The following is a 16,514-nucleotide window of genomic DNA, read 5'->3' as shown; positions in this document are numbered from 1 at the left end:
TGCTCGCTCCGCCGTGCTCCGGCGAATGCCGGAGCCCAGAGCCACGAGTGCCGGCGCCTGGAGCATCAGGCTCCTCCATGGACAGGAGCACAGCAGCGGATCAGGCGAGGGAGCCAAGCGCTATCGCTGTGCCAGATGCCGCGCATACAGCGCCGCGCCATAGCCCGGCGCGTGCAGCGGCTCGACCGGCGTGCAGCCCGCCGCCTCCAGCCCGCTCGCGAAGGCGTCGCGCACCGCGGGCACGTTGGCGAGCACGCCGCCCGACCAGGACACCGCCACGCGCTCGCCCGGATCGAAGCCGAGCCGCGCGCGCAGCGCGGTCGCGAGCAGCACCAGCTCGGCGGCCGCGTCGGCCAGGATCACGCGCGCGGCTTGGTCACCGGCGTCCGCGGCGCGCGACACCACCGTGGCGAGCGCCGCGATCTCGCCGCGCGCCATGCCGCGCGCGCCCATCACGCGCTCGCACAGCGCGAGATCGTCGTCGAGCGCGAGCGCCTCGCGCAGCAGCGCGTGCAGCGGGCCGATCGGGGCGCGCCCGTCGCTCATCCGCGAGAAGGCAGCGAGCCCCGCGCGCGCGATCGCAAAGGCTGAGCCCTCGTCGCCGAACACCTCGCCCCAGCCGCCCGCGCGCGCGCCGCGGTCGCCGCGCTCGCCATAGGCGATCGAGCCCGTGCCCGCGACGACGTTGATCCCGTCCGCGCACGCCAACGATCCCGCCCAGCCGCACACCATGTCATTGTCGCAGCGATAGCGTGCGTGCCCGAGCAATGCGCCCACCGCGGCGTCGAGCCGCGGGTCGACCGCGCTGTCCTCGCCATAAGCGGGCAGCCCGAGAAAGACGTGGTCGAGGTGCGCGGGCGCGGCGCCGATCTGGGTGCAGACCGCGCTCACTCCCTCGGCGATACGGCGCACCGCCTCCTCCTCGCCGACTTCGAGGTGGTAGGTCGTGCCCGTCACCGCGCGCGCGATCACCACGCCCGCGGCGTCGATGCAGACGAACTCGGTCTTGGTCCCGCCCCCGTCGACGCCGAGATAGCGGCGCGCGCTCATGCCTCGGCGTGGATCCGCACGCCCTGCACCACGCGGTTGACGGTGCCGCTCGCATTGGGCTGGTCGGGCGTGAGCCCGAGCGCGAGCGAGACGTGCAGCGCGAACAGTTGCGCCGGCACGATGAACGGGAAGAGCAGGTCGGCATCGGGCGCGCCGTCCATCCCGGCGAGCGTGATCGTGGCGCCCTCGTCCGCCTGCGCCGAGATCACCGCCACCTCGCCCGCCCGCGCGTCGCCACGCAGCTCCGCGACGATGTCGAGGTCGTAGCGGCGCGTCAGCGGGTCGTTGGCGACGAACACCACCAACAACGTACGATCGGTGACGATCGTCTTGGGGCCGTGGCGGAAGCCGAGCGCGCTGTCGAAGGCGGTGACGACCGCGCCGTCGCTCAGCTCCATCAGCTTGAGTGCTGCCTCGCGCGCCAGCCCGCTGAACACGCCGCTGCCGAGATAGACGACGCGATCGAAGCCGCGCGCGGCCAGCGCCGCGGCGACCGGTTCGGCGCGCGCCAGCATGTCCTGCACACCCGCTGCGATCGCCTCGATCCGCGCGTCCATCGCGGCGATGCCGCCGAGCGCGGACAGCGCCGCCAGCATCATCGCGGTGAAGCTGGAGGTCATCGCGAAGCTGCGGTCGTGCGTCGCCTCGGGCAGCACGATCACGTGCGCGCGCGCGCCGCCGCGCCGCGCGAGGTCGCCCTCGGCGTTGCATGTCACGATCAGATGGTGCGCCTCGACGACGCGGCGGTCGACCAGGTCGACCGCGGCGACGCTCTCGGGGCTGCTACCCGAGCGGCCGAACGACACCAGGAGCGTCGGCGCATCCGCGCGCAGATGCAGATCGGGCGCGCCGACGATGTCGGTCGTGGCGATCGCCTCGACCGAGCGGCCGAGCGTGCGCGACAGCCAGGGCGCGAGGCACTCGCCGATGAAGGCCGAGGTGCCCGCGCCGGTCAGCACGATGCGCAGCTCGGAGCGCGCGAGCAGCGGCGCGAGGAACGCCTCGATCTCGGCGCGCGCGTCATGCAGCAGCTGCTGGGTGGCGCGCAGCGTCGCAGGCTGTTGCGCGATCTCGCGGCGTGTCCAGGAGGAGTCGCCGGGCTCCGCGGCGGGGGCGGCGATCAGCGTGTCAGTCATGGGGAAAACAGGCTCCGTGATAGGCGTCGAGCGTGGCGCCGATCTGCGCCATCACCAGCTCGGCGGGGTCGAGGCCGGCGCGGCCGGCGCGCACCGCGGCATAGGCCGCGGGCAGATGCTGGCTGAGCAGCGGCAGCGGCGGCGGGGTCTCGCGCAGGTTGGCGAACAGCCGCTCCTGCGCCGCCGCGATCGTGGCGTCGGGCCAATAATAGCGGATGCGGTCCGACAGGCTGTACTGCAGTTGCAGGTCGAGCGCCGCACCGGTGGCGTGATAATATTTCGCCCAGTTCTTCGGCTCGGCGCGCAGCCGGTCGAGCGTGACCGCGCGCAGGTTCGCGCGCGCGCCCTCGGCGACTGTCTCGCGCTCGATCGCGTCGAGCGCCCATAGCGCCTCGCGCAGCGCGAAGGTGACGCCGGGGCCGACCTTGAGGATGGCGAAATGGTCCGTCACCAGCGCGGCGAGCGCCGCCGCGGTCTGGTAATCGGTCGAATGCGCCTCGTAGACGAGGTGCGGCACGGGCTCGATCGCACGGCTCAGCGCGACCGCGCGCTCGGGGTGATAGTCGACCACCTTGTCATGGTCGAACTCGACACCGGGCTGGACGACGGTGGCGATCACGCGTTCCCAGGCGTCGGCGAGCCCCGCGGCGCGGAACAGGTCGCGGTGCATGTCGACAGTGGCGATCGCCGCCGCCGGGTCGGTCACCGCCAGCTCGTCGAGATCCTCGGCGGCGCCGCCGGGTACGGGTACTTCGGTGCCGATGATATAGACCGGCGCGGTCGCGGGATCGCCGGCGAAAGCGTCCTCCGCGGCGCGGCACAGCAGCGCGGCGCGCTCCGCGATCGTCCGCTCAGGCAGCGGCACGGGATCGTCGGCGCAGCTCATCGAACAGTCGAGGTGGATCTTGGCGAAACCGGCGCGGACGTAATCGGCGACCATCACTGCGGCCTTGTCCATCGCCTCGGCCGCGGGCAGCGCGGTCCAGGCGTTGGGGCCGAGATGGTCGCCGCCGAGTACCAGCCGGTCGAGCGGATAGGCGACGCGGCCGGCGATGCGCTCGACGAAGGCGCGGAAATCGGCCGGGACCATGCCGGTATAGCCGCCGTCCTGGTTCACCTGGTTGGAGGTCGCCTCCACCAGCGCGAACGGCGCGCCGTGCGCCAGCGCGTGGCGCAGCGCGGCCTCGATCACCAGCGGGTGCGCCGAGCAGACCGAGGTGACGCCGACGCGTTCCCCCGCCTTATGCCGGTTCACCAGGTCGAGAAGTATCTGCACGTGCGTCTCCCTTTACGCGGCCGGCATACCGCCAGCCGCAGCAGAACACAAGAAAGCGAAACTTAGCGAAACTATATAGCAGCGGGTGCGGGCTCGCCTTCGGCGCCCGGATCGGCGGCGTCGGGCTCGATCGCGAGCAGCAGCGAGGCGGTGAGCGCGAGCACGATCCCGAGCGTCTTGAGCGGCCCCGGCACCACATGGAGCACCGCGAGCGAGATCAGCGCGGTGGCGAGGGGCGCGCCGGCGTTGGCGAGCGGCGCGACGATGATCGCCTTGCCGTAGCGGAAGGCGAATACCAAGGTCAGCGCGCCGATTGCGTTGAGCAACTGGATCGCGGCGGCCAGCCCGGGCCCGTCGAGCCCCCAGTTGATCGGGCGCCCCCCGCCCGTTCCCCAATCGGTCATCGCCCAGGCCACCGGCGCGAGCGCGAGTCCGGATAGGGTCATGTAGACGAAGATGCTCTCGGCCGAGGTGACGTGGTTCGCCGCCTTCATGAAATAGGCCTGGACGCCCCAGCACAGCATCACCGCCACCGCGGGCAGCAGCCACGCCCCCGACGCCCCCGCCCCGCCCGCACCCGGCGCGAAGTCGAAGGTGGGCAGCGCCAGCAGCGCGAGCAGGATGCCGAAGGCGCCGAGTCTGCCGGTGCGCTCGCCCATCAGCAGGAACGACAGCGCGATCGTCACCACCGGCGACAGCGAGATGATCGGGAAGATCAGATAGGCGGGCCCGCGCGCCACCGCGTAGAACAGCAGCATCTGCCCGCCCGCGCCGAGCAGCCCGACCGCGAGCCCGTAGCCGATCGCGCGCCGCGAGCGGTCGAGCTGCCAGCCCGCCTGCTTCAGCACCACCAGAGCCGGCGGCACCATCGTCAGCGCCCAGACGACATAGACCAACGTCTCGGGGAAGCCGCGCTGCGGCGACAGGCCCGAGAAGGCGCCCCATACGCCCCACAGCACCACGGTGACGAGCGCGTTGACCAGCCAGCCGCGCCCCGCCGGCGCTCCCCCGCTCATGCCGCGCCCCGCGCGACCGGGGTGGCGCGCACCAGCAAAGCGCGCTCGAACGTCGCCGCGAGCGTCGGCTTCGCGCGCGAGGCGGTGCCGAGCGAGCGGCCGGTGAAGCCGTCGACGAGCGCGTAACTCCCTTCGCCCAGCCCGCGCAGCGCGATCGGCCCGGACCAGCGATCGGCGTAGAAAGCATAATGGAGCACGCCGTCCTTCTCGATCGCGTGCGCCTCGGGCTTGTCGAAGCCGATGTCGTACAGCCCGCCGAGATAGCGGCCCTTGGGCAGCATATGCTCGCGGTACAATGCGACCCATTTGCCCCACAGCGCTTCCTTGGCGGGGGTCAGCACGAAGCCGCCCGGCGGCAGTTTCTCCATCGGCTTGGGCGTATCCCTCGGCCAGGTGAACTTGGTCGAGGGGATCGCGCCGATGCCATAGGCCGAGGCGAAATCGTCGCCGCCGTCGCTGAGCTCGACATGGTCGCCCGAATAAGGTGCGGACGGACCCATCAGCGCTTTGAAGGTCTTGCCCTTGAGCCGGATCTGCCAGGACGACAGCGGGTCGGAGGCGGGCGTGTTGTTGGTCGCGGGCAGGTTGTGGAAGGCGAAGCTGTCGCCGCACGGGCACAGTTCGAGCACGGCGTCGGGATTGGCGGCGACCGCCTCGTCGTGGATCGCCTTCCAGAAATCCTGCAGCTTCTCGCTCGATTCCTCGGGACGCGCGTGGTGATGCGCGGGATTGTAGCAGGGCGCGACGCCGTTGAGATGCTGGCCGTCGAGCTTGAGCCCGTCATAGCCCCAGTCGGAGATGATCCGGCGCACCAAAGTGCGGAAATAGTCGACCGTCGGCTGATATGCCGGGCAGAGCGTGAAGGCGTTCCAGAAGCTGACGTTCTGCGCCGAGCCGTCACGGTCGAGCAGCAGCATGTCGGGATGGTCGCGCAGCAGGTCGGTGCCGGGATCGACCGCGAGCGGCGCGAGCCACAGCCGCGGGCGCATGCCGTCCGCCTTGATGCGATCGGTGAAGGCGCGCATGTCGGCGTCGCCGCGCGGGAATTTGGCGGGGTTGAGCTTCCAGTCGCCCTCCGCGGTCTGCCAGCCGTCGTCGAGCACCGCCCATTCGAAGCCGAGCGCCTTGGCCTTGGGCAGCGTGCCGTAGACCTGGTCGAGCGTGAAGTCGCGCTCATAGCCCCAGGCGCACCAGATCGGCCCGTAGCTCGACTCGGGGATCGCGGGCGCCGCCACGCCGCGCTCGGCCATCAGCCGGCGATAGGCGTCGAGCGGGCGGAAATGGTCGCCGGTATGCGCCATCAGGAAGGCTGTCGGCAGCGTGAGGGTCGCGCCCGGCGCGAGCAGCGTGGGCTGGTCGCCGCTCAGCCCGATCCGGGTGGCGCCGGGCTGCGCCGCGACCGGCAGCGCGACCTGGCGCGGGCTGGTCTCGAGATGCCCCACCGCCAGCCCGACGTCGCGCCGCCACACCACCGCCACGGGCGTGCCGCCGCCATAATCGGAGGCGTTCATCCCCATGAAGTTGCGCTGCTCGAAACCCGGCGCGACCTTCTGCACCCAGTCGCGCCGGTCGGGATAGGAGGCCCCTGCGAAGGTCCAGGCGCCGTCCGCATGCGCGGCCAGATCGTGCGTCGCGACGCGCCAGCCAGCGATCGCCAGAGGCGCCGCGCCGGTGTTGCGGTAGCTCACCTCGTAGAGTGCGAGGCCGGGATAGGCGTCGAGGAAGGTCACCGCGATCTGCTGCTCGATTCGCCCGCCCGCGGTGGCACGCAACAGGTGGCGTCGCCCCTTGCCGTGCGCGCCCGCGACGGGCTCCTCGCGATGGTCGAGCAACAGGAAGCTGCCGAGCGGCATCGCGCCGGCGAGGAACAGCGCCTCGGGCTGCGCGCGCGGCGTGATCGCCTGGCCGCGGTAGGAGATCATGGCGCGCATCGCTCGATCATAGTCGATCGTCAGCGCGCCGTCGCTCAGCCGCACGCCCGCGGGTGCTGCCGCCCAGACCGCGCCGCCGAGATCGGGCAGCGCCACCGCCGCACCGCCAACGAGCAGGCGGCCGAGCAACGATCGGCGCGTGGCGGTGAACGGCATCGTTGACTCTCTCCTGTGCGGCTCGACGGCCAGTGAGAAAGAGCTTGCACCAACCCGGGGGGACGCGCAAACAAAAACCGCAACATCAACGCGCGTTTTCTTTCGTTGCGCGCGAAATGGGAGAGAGACGATGAGCCTGCTCGCAGCCCTGCTGATGGCGAGCGCGACGACGTCCGCGGCGCATTATACCGAGGCCGATTTTGCGCGCGTGGCCAAGTTCGACTCGCATTTTCACGCCAATGTCGAGGATCCGCGGTTCCTCGCCTTGGCGAAGCGCGACCGGTTCGAGGTGCTGTCGATCAACGTCGACTATCCAGATTTTCCGGCGCTTGCGGATCAGGCGCGGATCGCGCGTGCGATGCGCGCCGCCGACCCGGCGGACTTCCGCTACGCCACCACCTTTTCGATGGCGGGCTTCGGCACGCCGGGCTGGACCGAGCGGACGATCGCGCAGCTCGACCAGGCGTTCGCGCGCGGCGCGATCGCGGTGAAGGTGTGGAAGAACATCGGGATGGTCGCCAAGGATGCGAGCGGCAAGCGCGTCTTCCTCGACGACCCTCGACTCGACGGCGTGATGGCACACCTGGAGCAGCGCCACATCCCGCTGATCGCGCATCAGGCCGAGCCCAAGAATTGCTGGCTCCCGCTCGACCAGATGACGACCGACAACGACCGCGACTATTTCAAGGCGCACCCCGAATATTACATGTACCTCCACCCGGAGGAGCCGAGCTACGAGGCGCTGATGGCGGCGCGCGACCGCTTCGTCGCGCGGCACCCGAAACTGGCGTTCGACGGCGCGCACATGGCCAGCCTGGAGTGGAGCGTCGACGAGCTGGCGCGCTTCTTCGACCGCTATCCCAACACCGTCGTCGACCTCGCCGCGCGCCTGTCCAACCTCCAGGTCCAGTCGAACGCGGACCTCGCCAAGGTGCGCGCCTTCTTCATCAAATACCAGGACCGCATCCTCTACGGCACCGACCTCACCGACAGCCCGCCCGATCCCGCCGCGCGCGCGCAGAACCCGCCCGCCACCGGCGACTTCCCCAAGGAGGCCGATCGCGTCTGGCGCGCCGACTGGCGCTATCTCGCGACGCCGCTGCCGCAGCGCGTCGAGGCGATCCGTGCCGACGCCAAGGGGCTCAACCTGCCGCGTGCGGTGATCGACAAGATTTACTGGGGCAATGCGCGCCGCTTCTTCCATCTGGCGGGGTGAGATGCCGGGGTGGAGGCACGAATGTTCCTGCCAGCCCGCCGCCCCGGCGGAAGCCGGGGCCCAGGTGAGAAGGCCCTAGTGAGCGCCGCCGTCTTCACCTGACTCCACCCCGGCGTCCACCGGGGTGCTTGGCATGGTGAACGATGGCGGCGCCTCTCACGCTACGTGCAGGCGGAACCCCAGCCGCTCGGCCGCGGCGGGCAGCCCCTCGGGGGCTTTGGCGTCGGTGACGAGGTCGTCGATCTCGGCGATGTTGAGGATGCGATGGAGACAGACGCGGCCGAACTTCGACTGGTCGGTCACCGCGATCACCTGCCGCGCCGCGCGCACCATCTTGCGGTTGAGCATCGCCTCGGGCTCGTAATGCGTGGTGATGCCGCGCTCGAGATCGAAGCCGTCGACGCCGAGGAAGAGCTTGTCGACGTGCAGGTCGTCGAGCGCCGCCTCGGTCTGCGCGCCGTAGAAGGCGCGGTTGCGCCGGCGCAGCGCGCCGCCCAGCATCACCACGCGGATCCGCTCCTTGCGCGCCAGCGCGCACAGGATGTCGAGATCGTTGGTGAGCACGGTAATCTCTTCGTCATCGGGCAGATGGTGCGCGATCTGCAGCGTCGTCGTGCCCGAATCGAGCACCACCGACTCGCCCGGCCGCACCATCGCCGCCGCCATCGCGCCGATCCGCGCCTTTTCGTCGACGTGCGCCGCGCGTTTCGCTTCCACCGCGGGCTCGGCGATCACGTTCACCGCATCGGCCACGATCGCACCGCCGTAGGAGCGCTCGGCCACACCGCGTTTCGCGAGGAAGTGCAGGTCTTTGCGGATCGTCTGCATCGACACGCCGAAACGCTCGGCGAGCGGCGCCACCTGCACGCTGCCGCGCTCGCGCACCATCGCGCTGATCTGCTGCCGTCTGCCGCTGGTGTCCCGTACCGTGGACATCGCATCCTCCCGTTCACGCACCGGCTTACCAGCCGTGACCGGCGGCTACAATGCTCCCACTAGGTTTCGTTTCTTTTCTATTTGACAGTATTGCTACGCTCACGATAGCAAGTCGCAACGTTTCGCACCGGGTGCGGGGAAGAGGGAGAGTGGCGATGACGCAGCTGCAGCACGGGCGCGGCAAGATCCTAGCCGGCGCGAGCCTGGCCGCCCTGCTCATCGCCGGCCAGGCTGCGGCGCAGGACGCCAGCGCGCCGGTCGACGGCACGCAACAGTCCTCCACCGCCTCGCCCGACCCGCAGGCGGTGCTGTCCGACCCGTCGCAGCAGCCCGGTGAGACCGGCCAGCCCGACGGCCCCGTTACGACCGGCGGCGACATCGTCGTGCGCGGCGTCCGCGGCAGCCTGCTCCGCTCGATCCAGGCGAAGCGCAACGCCGACACCATCGTCGACGCGATCTCCTCCGAAGAGCTCGGCAAGTTTCCCAACCGCAACGTCGCCGAGGCGCTCGCCAACATTCCGGGCGTGACGGTGGGACGCGACGGCCGCGGTGAGGGGCGCGACATCACCGTGCGCGGGCTCGGCTCCAATTTCGCGATCACCACGCTCAACGGCCGCATCCTGCCGACCGACGGCACCGACCGCTCGTTCCAGTTCGACGTGCTGCCCTCCGAGATCATCTCGGGCGCCGAGGTGAAGAAGGCGGTGCGCGCCTCTGAGCTGGAAGGCAGCATCGGCGGCAACGTCGACCTGCGCACCGCGCGTCCGCTCGACCGCCCCGGCTTCCACGCCTCGGCCGCGCTCGAGGGCCAGTATAACGACCTGGTCGACAAGGGTGGGTACAAGGCCAGTGGCGTCGTCAGCACCACCTTCGCTGACGACACGATGGGGCTGCTGGTCGGCGCCAGCTACAACAAGTACAAGTTTCGCACCGACAATCTCGGCGAATATTCGATCACCGACGGCACCGAGGCGGGCTATGGCATCGACTTCAACCGCGACGGCAAGGTCGATCCGAACACCGCCGGCCCGGCCTATATCTGGCCCGATTACTACAGCGTCGGCTATGTCACCGGCGAGCGCGAGCGGATCGGCGCGGCGGGTGCCTTCCAGTGGAAACCGTCGAGCCGCTTCGAGTTGACCATCGACGGCGTCTACAGCCATTTCGACGTCACCCAGCACAACTACCGCTCGTCCAACTATCTCAACCCGCTCGGCGACGACGGCTCGCCGCGCTGGGATCCGTCGTCGATCCAGGTCGACCGCAACAACGTGGTCACCGGCTTCGCGATCAACGACCTCGTCTCCGAGGTGTTGACCACCGACGAGCCGCGGCAGAGCCAGACCTATCAGATCGGCGGCCGCATCGACTGGCGCCCGGTCGACCAGCTCAAGCTCGCCTTCGACGGTTATTACGGCAAGGCCACCAACACCACCGGGGGGCGCAACCGCTTCGTCGTGGCGGGCATCCCCGGCGCCTCGGCGACGTTCGCGACGCGCGACAACGGTCTGCCCGACCTCGCCATCACCCTGCCGGGCGGGCGCACGATCGACCAGGCCACCAACGACGATTATCGCGCGCATTACATCGGCATCCAGGGCCAGGACGTCTCGGACGAGATCAAGAGCGGCAAGATGGACGGCGAGTATCGTGTCGATAATGGGACGTTCAAGGCGATCAGCTTCGGCGTTACCTGGACCGACCGGCGCAAGAACGTCACCACCGTCGACAACCAATATACCACGTCGTGCAACTATTGCGGCTATCCCTTCACCTTCGGACAGATCGGCGCCGACGTGGTGCGCCCCGGGCAGGGCAACATCTTGAGCAAGCTGCCGGGCAACTTCCCGCGCAACTTCCCCAATTTCGACATCGACACCTATCTCGCGGCGCTGCCGCGCGCCGACAACAACCCGGCGGTGCTCAACCCCAACAGCTGCCTCGATGCGAGCGGCGCGACGATCGACGGCTGCGCGCTGTCGCCCTACCCCGCCGGCTATTCGACCCAGATCATCCAGGACGATCTGCCCGCCTCCTACCGCATCCGCGAGCGCACCTGGGCAGGTTACGTCCAGTTCAACCTCGCGGGCGAGAAATGGCGTGCCGACATCGGCGGGCGGCTGGTCGCCACCAAGGTATCGTCGGTCGGCTATGGCGCCTCGATCGCGAAGATCATCCCGCGCGCGGGCACGCAGGACAATGCGGTCGCCTTCAACGATGTCGAGCCGATCACGGGTGGTGGCGACTATCTGCGGCTGCTCCCTGCCGCCAACTTCGCCTATGACCTGACCGACGGACTGCGCGTCCGGCTCGCGGCGTCGCAGGCGATCTCGCGCCCGACCTTCGCCGAGCTGTCGCCGGCCAAGGACGCCACCTCGGCGCAGTCGGGCACCTATATCATCTACGATGCGGGCAACCCGAACCTGAAGCCGACCGAGGCCAACCAGCTCGACGTGTCGCTCGAATATTACCCGTCCAATCGCCTCGCGCTGACGGCGGCGGCCTTTTACAAGCATATCACCAACTTCGTCTCGACCGTGCCGGTCGACGTGGTGGTCACGCCGACCGCGCAGCCGGGCAACCAGCAGCAGAATTTCGACTTCGTCGAATATCAGGTGCGCAACGGCGACAGCGCCAACGTCTATGGCGTCGAGGTCGGCGGGCAGTATTTCCTCGACAACGGCTTCGGCGTGCAGGCGAACCTCACCTACAATCGCTCACGCGCCACGTCGGGCGACGTCACCACCGACCTGCCCGGCGCCATCCCCTTCTCCGCCAATGGCAAGTTGTTCTACGAGAACCACGGCATCGGCGCGCAGGTGTCGTATAGCTTCCAGTCGCGCTTCACCTACGCACAGTCGGGCAACCTCGCCTATCTGCCGGTGAAGGAGGATCCGTACCACGAGGTTTCGGCGACCCTGTCCTACGATCTGAACAGCCACCTCACCGTCTATGCGCAAGGTTCTAACCTGCTCGGCCAGGCCGTGAAGCGCTTCAACGACCTGCGCAACGTCCCCAACTTCTACGAATATTCGGGCCGCGCCTTCTTCTTCGGGGTGCGCGGCCGGCTGTGATCGCCGTGACACGACCGGCGCTCAGCGCATCTGGATCGGTGCCGGTCGACCGTGCTGCTTTCCCCCGGTCTGTCGGGCTCGCCGCGGCCGTGCACGCGCCAGGAGACATCGCCGCGAACGAGCGATAAGGGCGCCGGATGAGCCGGCTACTCCTGTTCAACAAACCGTTCGGGGTCCTTTCCCAATTCACCGACCGGGGATCGCCGACGGCTCGGTCGACGCTGTCAGATTTCGTCGACGTCAAGGGCGTCTACCCCGCCGGGAGGCTCGATCGCGACAGTGAGGGCCTGCTGTTGTTATGCGATGACGGCCGGCTACAGGCGCGCATCGCCGATCCACGCTTCAAGATGCCCAAGACCTATCTCGTCCAGGTCGAAGGCGATCCGCTGGAGCCGGAGCTAACGCGCCTGCGGCAGGGCGTGCGGCTCAAGGATGGCATGACCCTTCCCGCCGGCGTCGAGCGCATCGACGCGCCGGACCTGTGGCCGCGCGATCCGCCGATCCGCCGGCGCGCGACCATCCCCGACAGCTGGCTGAGGCTCACCATCCGCGAAGGCCGCAACCGGCAGGTCCGCCGCATGACCGCGGCGATCGGGCTGCCCACGCTGAGGCTGGTCCGCTGGTCGATCGGCGACTGGTCACTCGACGGGATCGCGCCGGGCGAGTTCAAGGTGTTGTCGGAACTCAGCGACGTCGCCAGCGGCCCGTCTGCAAAGACAGGGCGCGGCGAGACAACGGCGGATCAGCAGGGCCCAAGTAGCAGATGAATTATCGTCACTCCTTCCATGCCGGCAACAGCGCCGATGTCGTGAAGCATAGCCTGCTGATCGCGCTGGTTCGGGCACTGCAGCAGAAAGACGGTGCGTTGACCCTGATCGACACGCACGCCGGCTGCGGGCTCTACGACCTCGGCGGCGAACAGGCTCAGCGAACGGGCGAAGCCGCGCACGGCGTGCTGCGGGCCTTCGCCGACGCGAACCCGTTGCTGAACAGCTATCGCGCCGCCGTGCAGGCAGTGAATGACGGAGCGGAGCCGCGCCGCTATCCCGGCTCTCCGCAGGTCCTGGCGCAGCTGCTGCGCCCGCAGGACGTGCTGATCGTCAACGAGAAGCATCCCGAGGACGCGCAAGCCCTGCGCGCCGCGATGCGCGGCACGCCTGCTGCCGTGCATGAGCGCGACGCCTACGAGCTTTGGCTGGCACTGCTGCCGACACGCACCGGTCGCGGCGTCGTGGTGGTTGATCCGCCGTACGAGCAGACCGACGAACGCGCCCGCATCACGGCCACCGTGGCCGCGGCGCACCGTAAGTGGGCGCATGGCGTGACGGTGATCTGGTATCCTCTGAAAGATCGCTTGACGCATCAGCGGTGGAAAGACTCGCTGCAGCGGCTCGGCATCCCGAAGTTCTTGTCGGTCGAGCATTGGTTGTACGACGCCGATGCGCCCGGCATTTACAACGGCGCAGGCCTGTTCATCGTCAACCCACCCTATGCCTTCACCCAGGCGCTGCCACCCCTGCTCGAAGCCCTCCGCACCGCACTGGCGCCGGAAGGACATCGTGGCGAGATTACAGCGGATTGGTTGAACGAGTGAAACTGGTCAGACCTAGACGGCAGGCGCGGCGGCGCTGCTGCCGATGATCGGCCTCAACCGCGCACCATGACCTAGAGGCGCTGGCGCAACGTCTGCGGCCTGTCCCGTGCCAGGGTGACGATCAATTCGCCCAGCAGCCCGTTCGCCCAGGCAAACCACGGCCGGGTGAACCGCGTGGGATCGTCCTTGTGGAAGGTCTCGTGGACGAAGCCGGTGTCGGCGTCGGTGTCGCGGATCGACTTGAGGCAGGCGCGGACCAGCGCGTCGTCGCGGCTCGACGCGGCGCGCACCAGGGTTGCCATCGGCCAGATCAGGTCGAAGCCGGCGTGCGGCCCGCCCAGCCCCTCGCCGGCGCGGCCGCGGACGAACCAGGGATTGCGCTCGCTCCATGCCGCCGCCTCGGTGCGGCGCCACAGCGGGTCATCGCGCGCAGCGCAGCCGAGGAACGCCAGTCCCGAGAGCGACAGCTCGCAGCAATCGTCCATGAAGAGCGCGTTGCCGAAGCCATCGACCTCGAAGGCCCAGACCTCGCTCCCGTCCGCCAGCCGCATGCGGCCGTGCGCGGCGAGTGCGGTCTCGATCTCCGCCGCCAGCGCGGCGGCGTCGGCGGCGAGGGCGGTGTCGCCGCGCGCCTCGGTCGCGACCACGGCAAGCTCACGCAGCGTGCGGGCGGCGAAGATGTTGGCTGGGATCAGGAACGGCAGGATCGTCGCGTCGTCGGAGGGGCGGAAGCTCGAGTGGATCAGGCCAACCTTGCGCGTCGGATTGCCGACGCTCCACAGCTGCGTCTCGGTCGGCTGCACGCTGCTGCGCTGGAAGCGGTACGGACCGGCACCATCGCGGCGCTGCTGCTCGCGGAAAGTGCGGACGATCGCGCGCGCCGACTGCGCCCATTCGGCGGTGAAGGGCGTGCGGTCCTTCGTCGCGCCCCAGTAGCTCGACGCGAGCCGGAGGACGTAGCAGAGCGAGTCCACCTCCCACTTCCGCTCCGCCACACCGGGCTTCATCTCGGTCTGATCGTGCTGCGACGAGTCCAGGTCGGTGCGCGCGCTTGGGTCCTGCAGGAAGGCGTTGGCGTAGGGATCGATCAGGACGCAGCGCGCCTGGCGCGCGATCAGCCCGCGGAACAGCCTGGTCAGCGCCGGGTCGCCCGCCGCTAGGTGGAGATAGGGACGCAGCTGTGCCGACGAGTCGCGCAGCCACAAGCACGGGATGTCGCCGGTGATGACGAAGGCGTCGTCGTCGGTGACCGACAGCACCGTCGTGTCGAGCGTGTTCGGATAGCAATTCTCGAACATCCACGCGAGCTTCGGGTCTGCGATCAGCCGCTTCACGCGCACGATCTCGCGCTCCACCGCGGCACTGTGGAAGCGGCGCTCGGATGGCGGCGGCCGCTTCGACAGCCGCGCCGGCGCCGCGGCCCAGGCGGGGTGAGTGACGGCGAGCGCAGCGGGTGCGGCCAGCAGTGTGCGTCGGTCGAGGCCCAGCGTCGCGTCCGCTCCGGCGCCGTGTCGACCGTCCATGCTCAGCCCTCCTCGTCTGCCAGCCCGCACTGCATCGGCGCGCGCCTCTCGTCCGCTTGGCTAGCATACTCTCGGTTCAATCTTCCACCTACTTTCTTTTTGATTGTCGTGCCTGCATCGGCGTGTCACACCGTCCGTGAACACCGGCAACACCGGGGCAGACCAGGAGAGAGACATGCACCCGACGCGACGCGCCGTGATCGGCGGCGCCGCCGCGCTGACGATCGGCGCACCCGCCGCCGCGGCGCCGGCCAGCTTCGTCAGCCAGCGCCCGGCGGCAGCGAAGCGACGCTTCGTCAGCGTCGCGGTGGAACGCGAGCTCAGCCGCCTCAAGGCGCGGATCGCCGATCCGGAACTCGCCTGGATGTTCGAGAACTGCTTTCCCAACACGCTCGACACCACTGTCTTGACTGGCACGATCGACGGCAAGCCCGACACGTTCGTCATCACCGGGGATATCGACGCGATGTGGCTGCGCGACAGTGCGGTGCAGGTCGAGCCCTATCTTCCGCTCGCTCGAAACGACCGGCACTTGCGCGACATGTTGCACGGCCTGATCCAGCGCCAGGCGCGATGCATCCTGATCGATCCCTATGCCAACGCCTTCGTCCGCGATCCCGGCGCGCGCTCCAACCTCGACTCGGCCACGCTCGACGATACCGAGATGCGGCCGGGCGTCGCGCAGCGCAAATGGGAGATCGACTCGCTCTGCTACCCGATGCGGCTCGCGCACGATTACTGGGCGACCACGGGCGACCGCGCGCCGTTCGACGAGCTGTGGCGCCGCTCCGCCGCGCTGATCGTCGAGACGCTGCGGGTGCAGCAACGCAAGGACGCTCCCGGCCCGTACCGCTACCAGCGGCTCACCAAGATCCCGACCGACAGCCTGATGCTCGACGGTTTCGGCCCGCCCTCGAACAAGGTCGGCCTGATCCACTCGGCGTTTCGTCCCTCCGACGACGCCTGCGTCTACCCGTTTCTCGTGCCCGCCAACCTGTTCGCGGTGTCGAGCCTGCGCCAGCTCGCGCGCGTCCACCGCGAGGCGCGTGGCGATGACGCCGCCGCGGCCGAAGCGGAAGCGCTGGCGAGCGAGGTCGAGGCGGCGCTGCGCTTGCACGCGATCGTACCCGACGGGCGCGGCGGACAGGTCTGGGCCTATGAGGTCGACGGCTTCGGCAACTGGCTGTTCGCCGACGACGCCGGCATCCCCAGCCTGTACGGCTTGCCGCTGATCGAGGCGGCGTCGGTCGACGACCCGCTCTACCAGCGCACCGCGGCGCTGGCGTGGAGCCCGCGCAACCCCTTTTTCGTGCAGGGAAGCGCCGGGAGCGGTATCGGCAGCCCGCACATGGGGCTCGACAAGGTGTGGCCGATGGCGATCATCGCACGCGCAATGGTGACGCGCGACGAGGGCGTGGTGCGCGACTGCCTGCGCACGCTGAAGGCGACCCACGCTGGGACCGGCTTCATGCACGAATCCTTCCACAAGGACGATCCGGCGCGCTTCACCCGCGCGTGGTTCGCCTGGGTCAACGGCATGTTCGGGCAGATGATCGGCACGGTGGCCGCGCGCTACCCGCAGCTGCTTGCCGAACAGTTCTGAGGC

The 16,514-nt window shown here is 69.3% G+C and carries 12 protein-coding genes; 5 read left to right on the top strand and 7 right to left on the bottom strand.

Annotation, left to right across the window (positions count from 1 at the left end; translation table 11 throughout):
* Window positions 1-120: 120 nt before the first annotated feature.
* The 5 genes from QBJ89_RS03175 to QBJ89_RS03155 form a co-directional block, all read right to left on the bottom strand.
* A complete protein-coding gene (locus tag QBJ89_RS03175) occupies window positions 121-1,050 on the bottom strand; it encodes an N-acetylglucosamine kinase (protein WP_277979092.1) in 930 nt (309 codons plus the stop codon).
* Window positions 1,047-2,186 carry an SIS domain-containing protein gene (locus QBJ89_RS03170; protein ID WP_277979091.1) on the bottom strand — a complete coding sequence of 380 codons (1,140 nt, stop codon included), beginning with the start codon at window positions 2,184-2,186 and terminating at the stop codon, window positions 1,047-1,049. The genes QBJ89_RS03175 and QBJ89_RS03170 overlap by 4 nt, the downstream gene beginning before the upstream one ends.
* On the bottom strand, window positions 2,179-3,462 hold the full coding sequence (locus QBJ89_RS03165) for a D-tagatose-bisphosphate aldolase, class II, non-catalytic subunit (protein WP_277979090.1): 1,284 nt from the start codon (window positions 3,460-3,462) through the stop codon (window positions 2,179-2,181). The genes QBJ89_RS03170 and QBJ89_RS03165 overlap by 8 nt, the downstream gene beginning before the upstream one ends.
* Before the next feature lie 71 nt (window positions 3,463-3,533).
* Window positions 3,534-4,478 (bottom strand): DMT family transporter, encoded by a 945-nt coding sequence (locus tag QBJ89_RS03160; protein WP_277979089.1) that lies wholly within the window; start codon window positions 4,476-4,478, stop codon window positions 3,534-3,536.
* The gene (locus QBJ89_RS03155) at window positions 4,475-6,565 is read right to left on the bottom strand and encodes a glycoside hydrolase family 36 protein (protein WP_277979088.1); all 2,091 of its coding nucleotides are present in this window, start codon (window positions 6,563-6,565) and stop codon (window positions 4,475-4,477) included. Before QBJ89_RS03155 ends, QBJ89_RS03160 begins: the two co-directional genes overlap by 4 nt.
* Before the next feature lie 130 nt (window positions 6,566-6,695).
* Here QBJ89_RS03155 and QBJ89_RS03150 point away from each other — a divergent pair, with 130 nt between their 5' ends.
* Complete coding sequence (locus tag QBJ89_RS03150) at window positions 6,696-7,781, top strand: amidohydrolase family protein (protein ID WP_277979087.1); 1,086 nt, start codon at window positions 6,696-6,698, stop codon at window positions 7,779-7,781.
* A gap of 156 nt (window positions 7,782-7,937) precedes the next feature.
* Here the strand turns inward: QBJ89_RS03150 and agaR are convergent, their stop codons facing one another.
* Window positions 7,938-8,717, bottom strand: a complete 780-nt coding sequence (agaR, locus tag QBJ89_RS03145) for a transcriptional repressor AgaR (protein ID WP_223010620.1) — start codon at window positions 8,715-8,717, stop codon at window positions 7,938-7,940.
* Window positions 8,718-8,872: 155 nt separating this feature from the next.
* Here agaR and QBJ89_RS03140 point away from each other — a divergent pair, with 155 nt between their 5' ends.
* The 3 genes from QBJ89_RS03140 to QBJ89_RS03130 all read left to right on the top strand — a co-directional run bounded on the left by QBJ89_RS03140 (window position 8,873) and on the right by QBJ89_RS03130 (window position 13,385).
* On the top strand, window positions 8,873-11,791 hold the full coding sequence (locus QBJ89_RS03140) for a TonB-dependent receptor (protein ID WP_277979086.1): 2,919 nt from the start codon (window positions 8,873-8,875) through the stop codon (window positions 11,789-11,791).
* 137 nt (window positions 11,792-11,928) lie between these two features.
* Entirely contained in the window at window positions 11,929-12,558 is a 630-nt protein-coding gene (locus tag QBJ89_RS03135; RefSeq protein ID WP_277979085.1) for a pseudouridine synthase, read from the top strand.
* Window positions 12,555-13,385 (top strand): 23S rRNA (adenine(2030)-N(6))-methyltransferase RlmJ, encoded by an 831-nt coding sequence (locus tag QBJ89_RS03130; RefSeq protein ID WP_277979084.1) that lies wholly within the window; start codon window positions 12,555-12,557, stop codon window positions 13,383-13,385. The genes QBJ89_RS03135 and QBJ89_RS03130 overlap by 4 nt, the downstream gene beginning before the upstream one ends.
* Window positions 13,386-13,456: 71 nt before the next feature.
* On the opposite strand, the gene QBJ89_RS03125 is transcribed toward QBJ89_RS03130, so the two are convergent.
* Window positions 13,457-14,908 (bottom strand): glycoside hydrolase family 125 protein, encoded by a 1,452-nt coding sequence (locus QBJ89_RS03125; RefSeq protein ID WP_277979083.1) that lies wholly within the window; start codon window positions 14,906-14,908, stop codon window positions 13,457-13,459.
* A gap of 175 nt (window positions 14,909-15,083) precedes the next feature.
* Between QBJ89_RS03125 and QBJ89_RS03120 the strand changes: the two genes are divergently transcribed.
* Complete coding sequence (locus QBJ89_RS03120) at window positions 15,084-16,511, top strand: glycoside hydrolase family 125 protein (RefSeq protein ID WP_277979082.1); 1,428 nt, start codon at window positions 15,084-15,086, stop codon at window positions 16,509-16,511.
* Window positions 16,512-16,514: the final 3 nt, after the last annotated feature.

The organism is Sphingomonas phyllosphaerae, assembly GCF_029623345.1.
Classification (GTDB): Bacteria; Pseudomonadota; Alphaproteobacteria; order Sphingomonadales; family Sphingomonadaceae; genus Sphingomonas; species Sphingomonas phyllosphaerae_C.
This window is presented reverse-complemented; position numbering and strand designations above follow the sequence as displayed.

Excerpts from the sequence above, each read along its gene's own strand:
- QBJ89_RS03175 (WP_277979092.1), bottom strand. The coding sequence starts at position 1,050 with ATGAGCGCGCGCCGCTATCTCGGCGTCGACGGGGGCGGGACCAAGACC.
- QBJ89_RS03170 (WP_277979091.1), bottom strand. The coding sequence starts at position 2,186 with ATGACTGACACGCTGATCGCCGCCCCCGCCGCGGAGCCCGGCGACTCC.
- QBJ89_RS03160 (WP_277979089.1), bottom strand. The coding sequence starts at position 4,478 with ATGAGCGGGGGAGCGCCGGCGGGGCGCGGCTGGCTGGTCAACGCGCTC.
- QBJ89_RS03155 (WP_277979088.1), bottom strand. The coding sequence starts at position 6,565 with ATGCCGTTCACCGCCACGCGCCGATCGTTGCTCGGCCGCCTGCTCGTT.
- QBJ89_RS03150 (WP_277979087.1), top strand. The coding sequence starts at position 6,696 with ATGAGCCTGCTCGCAGCCCTGCTGATGGCGAGCGCGACGACGTCCGCG.
- agaR (WP_223010620.1), bottom strand. The coding sequence starts at position 8,717 with ATGTCCACGGTACGGGACACCAGCGGCAGACGGCAGCAGATCAGCGCG.
- QBJ89_RS03140 (WP_277979086.1), top strand. The coding sequence starts at position 8,873 with ATGACGCAGCTGCAGCACGGGCGCGGCAAGATCCTAGCCGGCGCGAGC.
- QBJ89_RS03135 (WP_277979085.1), top strand. The coding sequence starts at position 11,929 with ATGAGCCGGCTACTCCTGTTCAACAAACCGTTCGGGGTCCTTTCCCAA.
- QBJ89_RS03130 (WP_277979084.1), top strand. The coding sequence starts at position 12,555 with ATGAATTATCGTCACTCCTTCCATGCCGGCAACAGCGCCGATGTCGTG.
- QBJ89_RS03125 (WP_277979083.1), bottom strand. The coding sequence starts at position 14,908 with ATGGACGGTCGACACGGCGCCGGAGCGGACGCGACGCTGGGCCTCGAC.
- QBJ89_RS03120 (WP_277979082.1), top strand. The coding sequence starts at position 15,084 with ATGCACCCGACGCGACGCGCCGTGATCGGCGGCGCCGCCGCGCTGACG.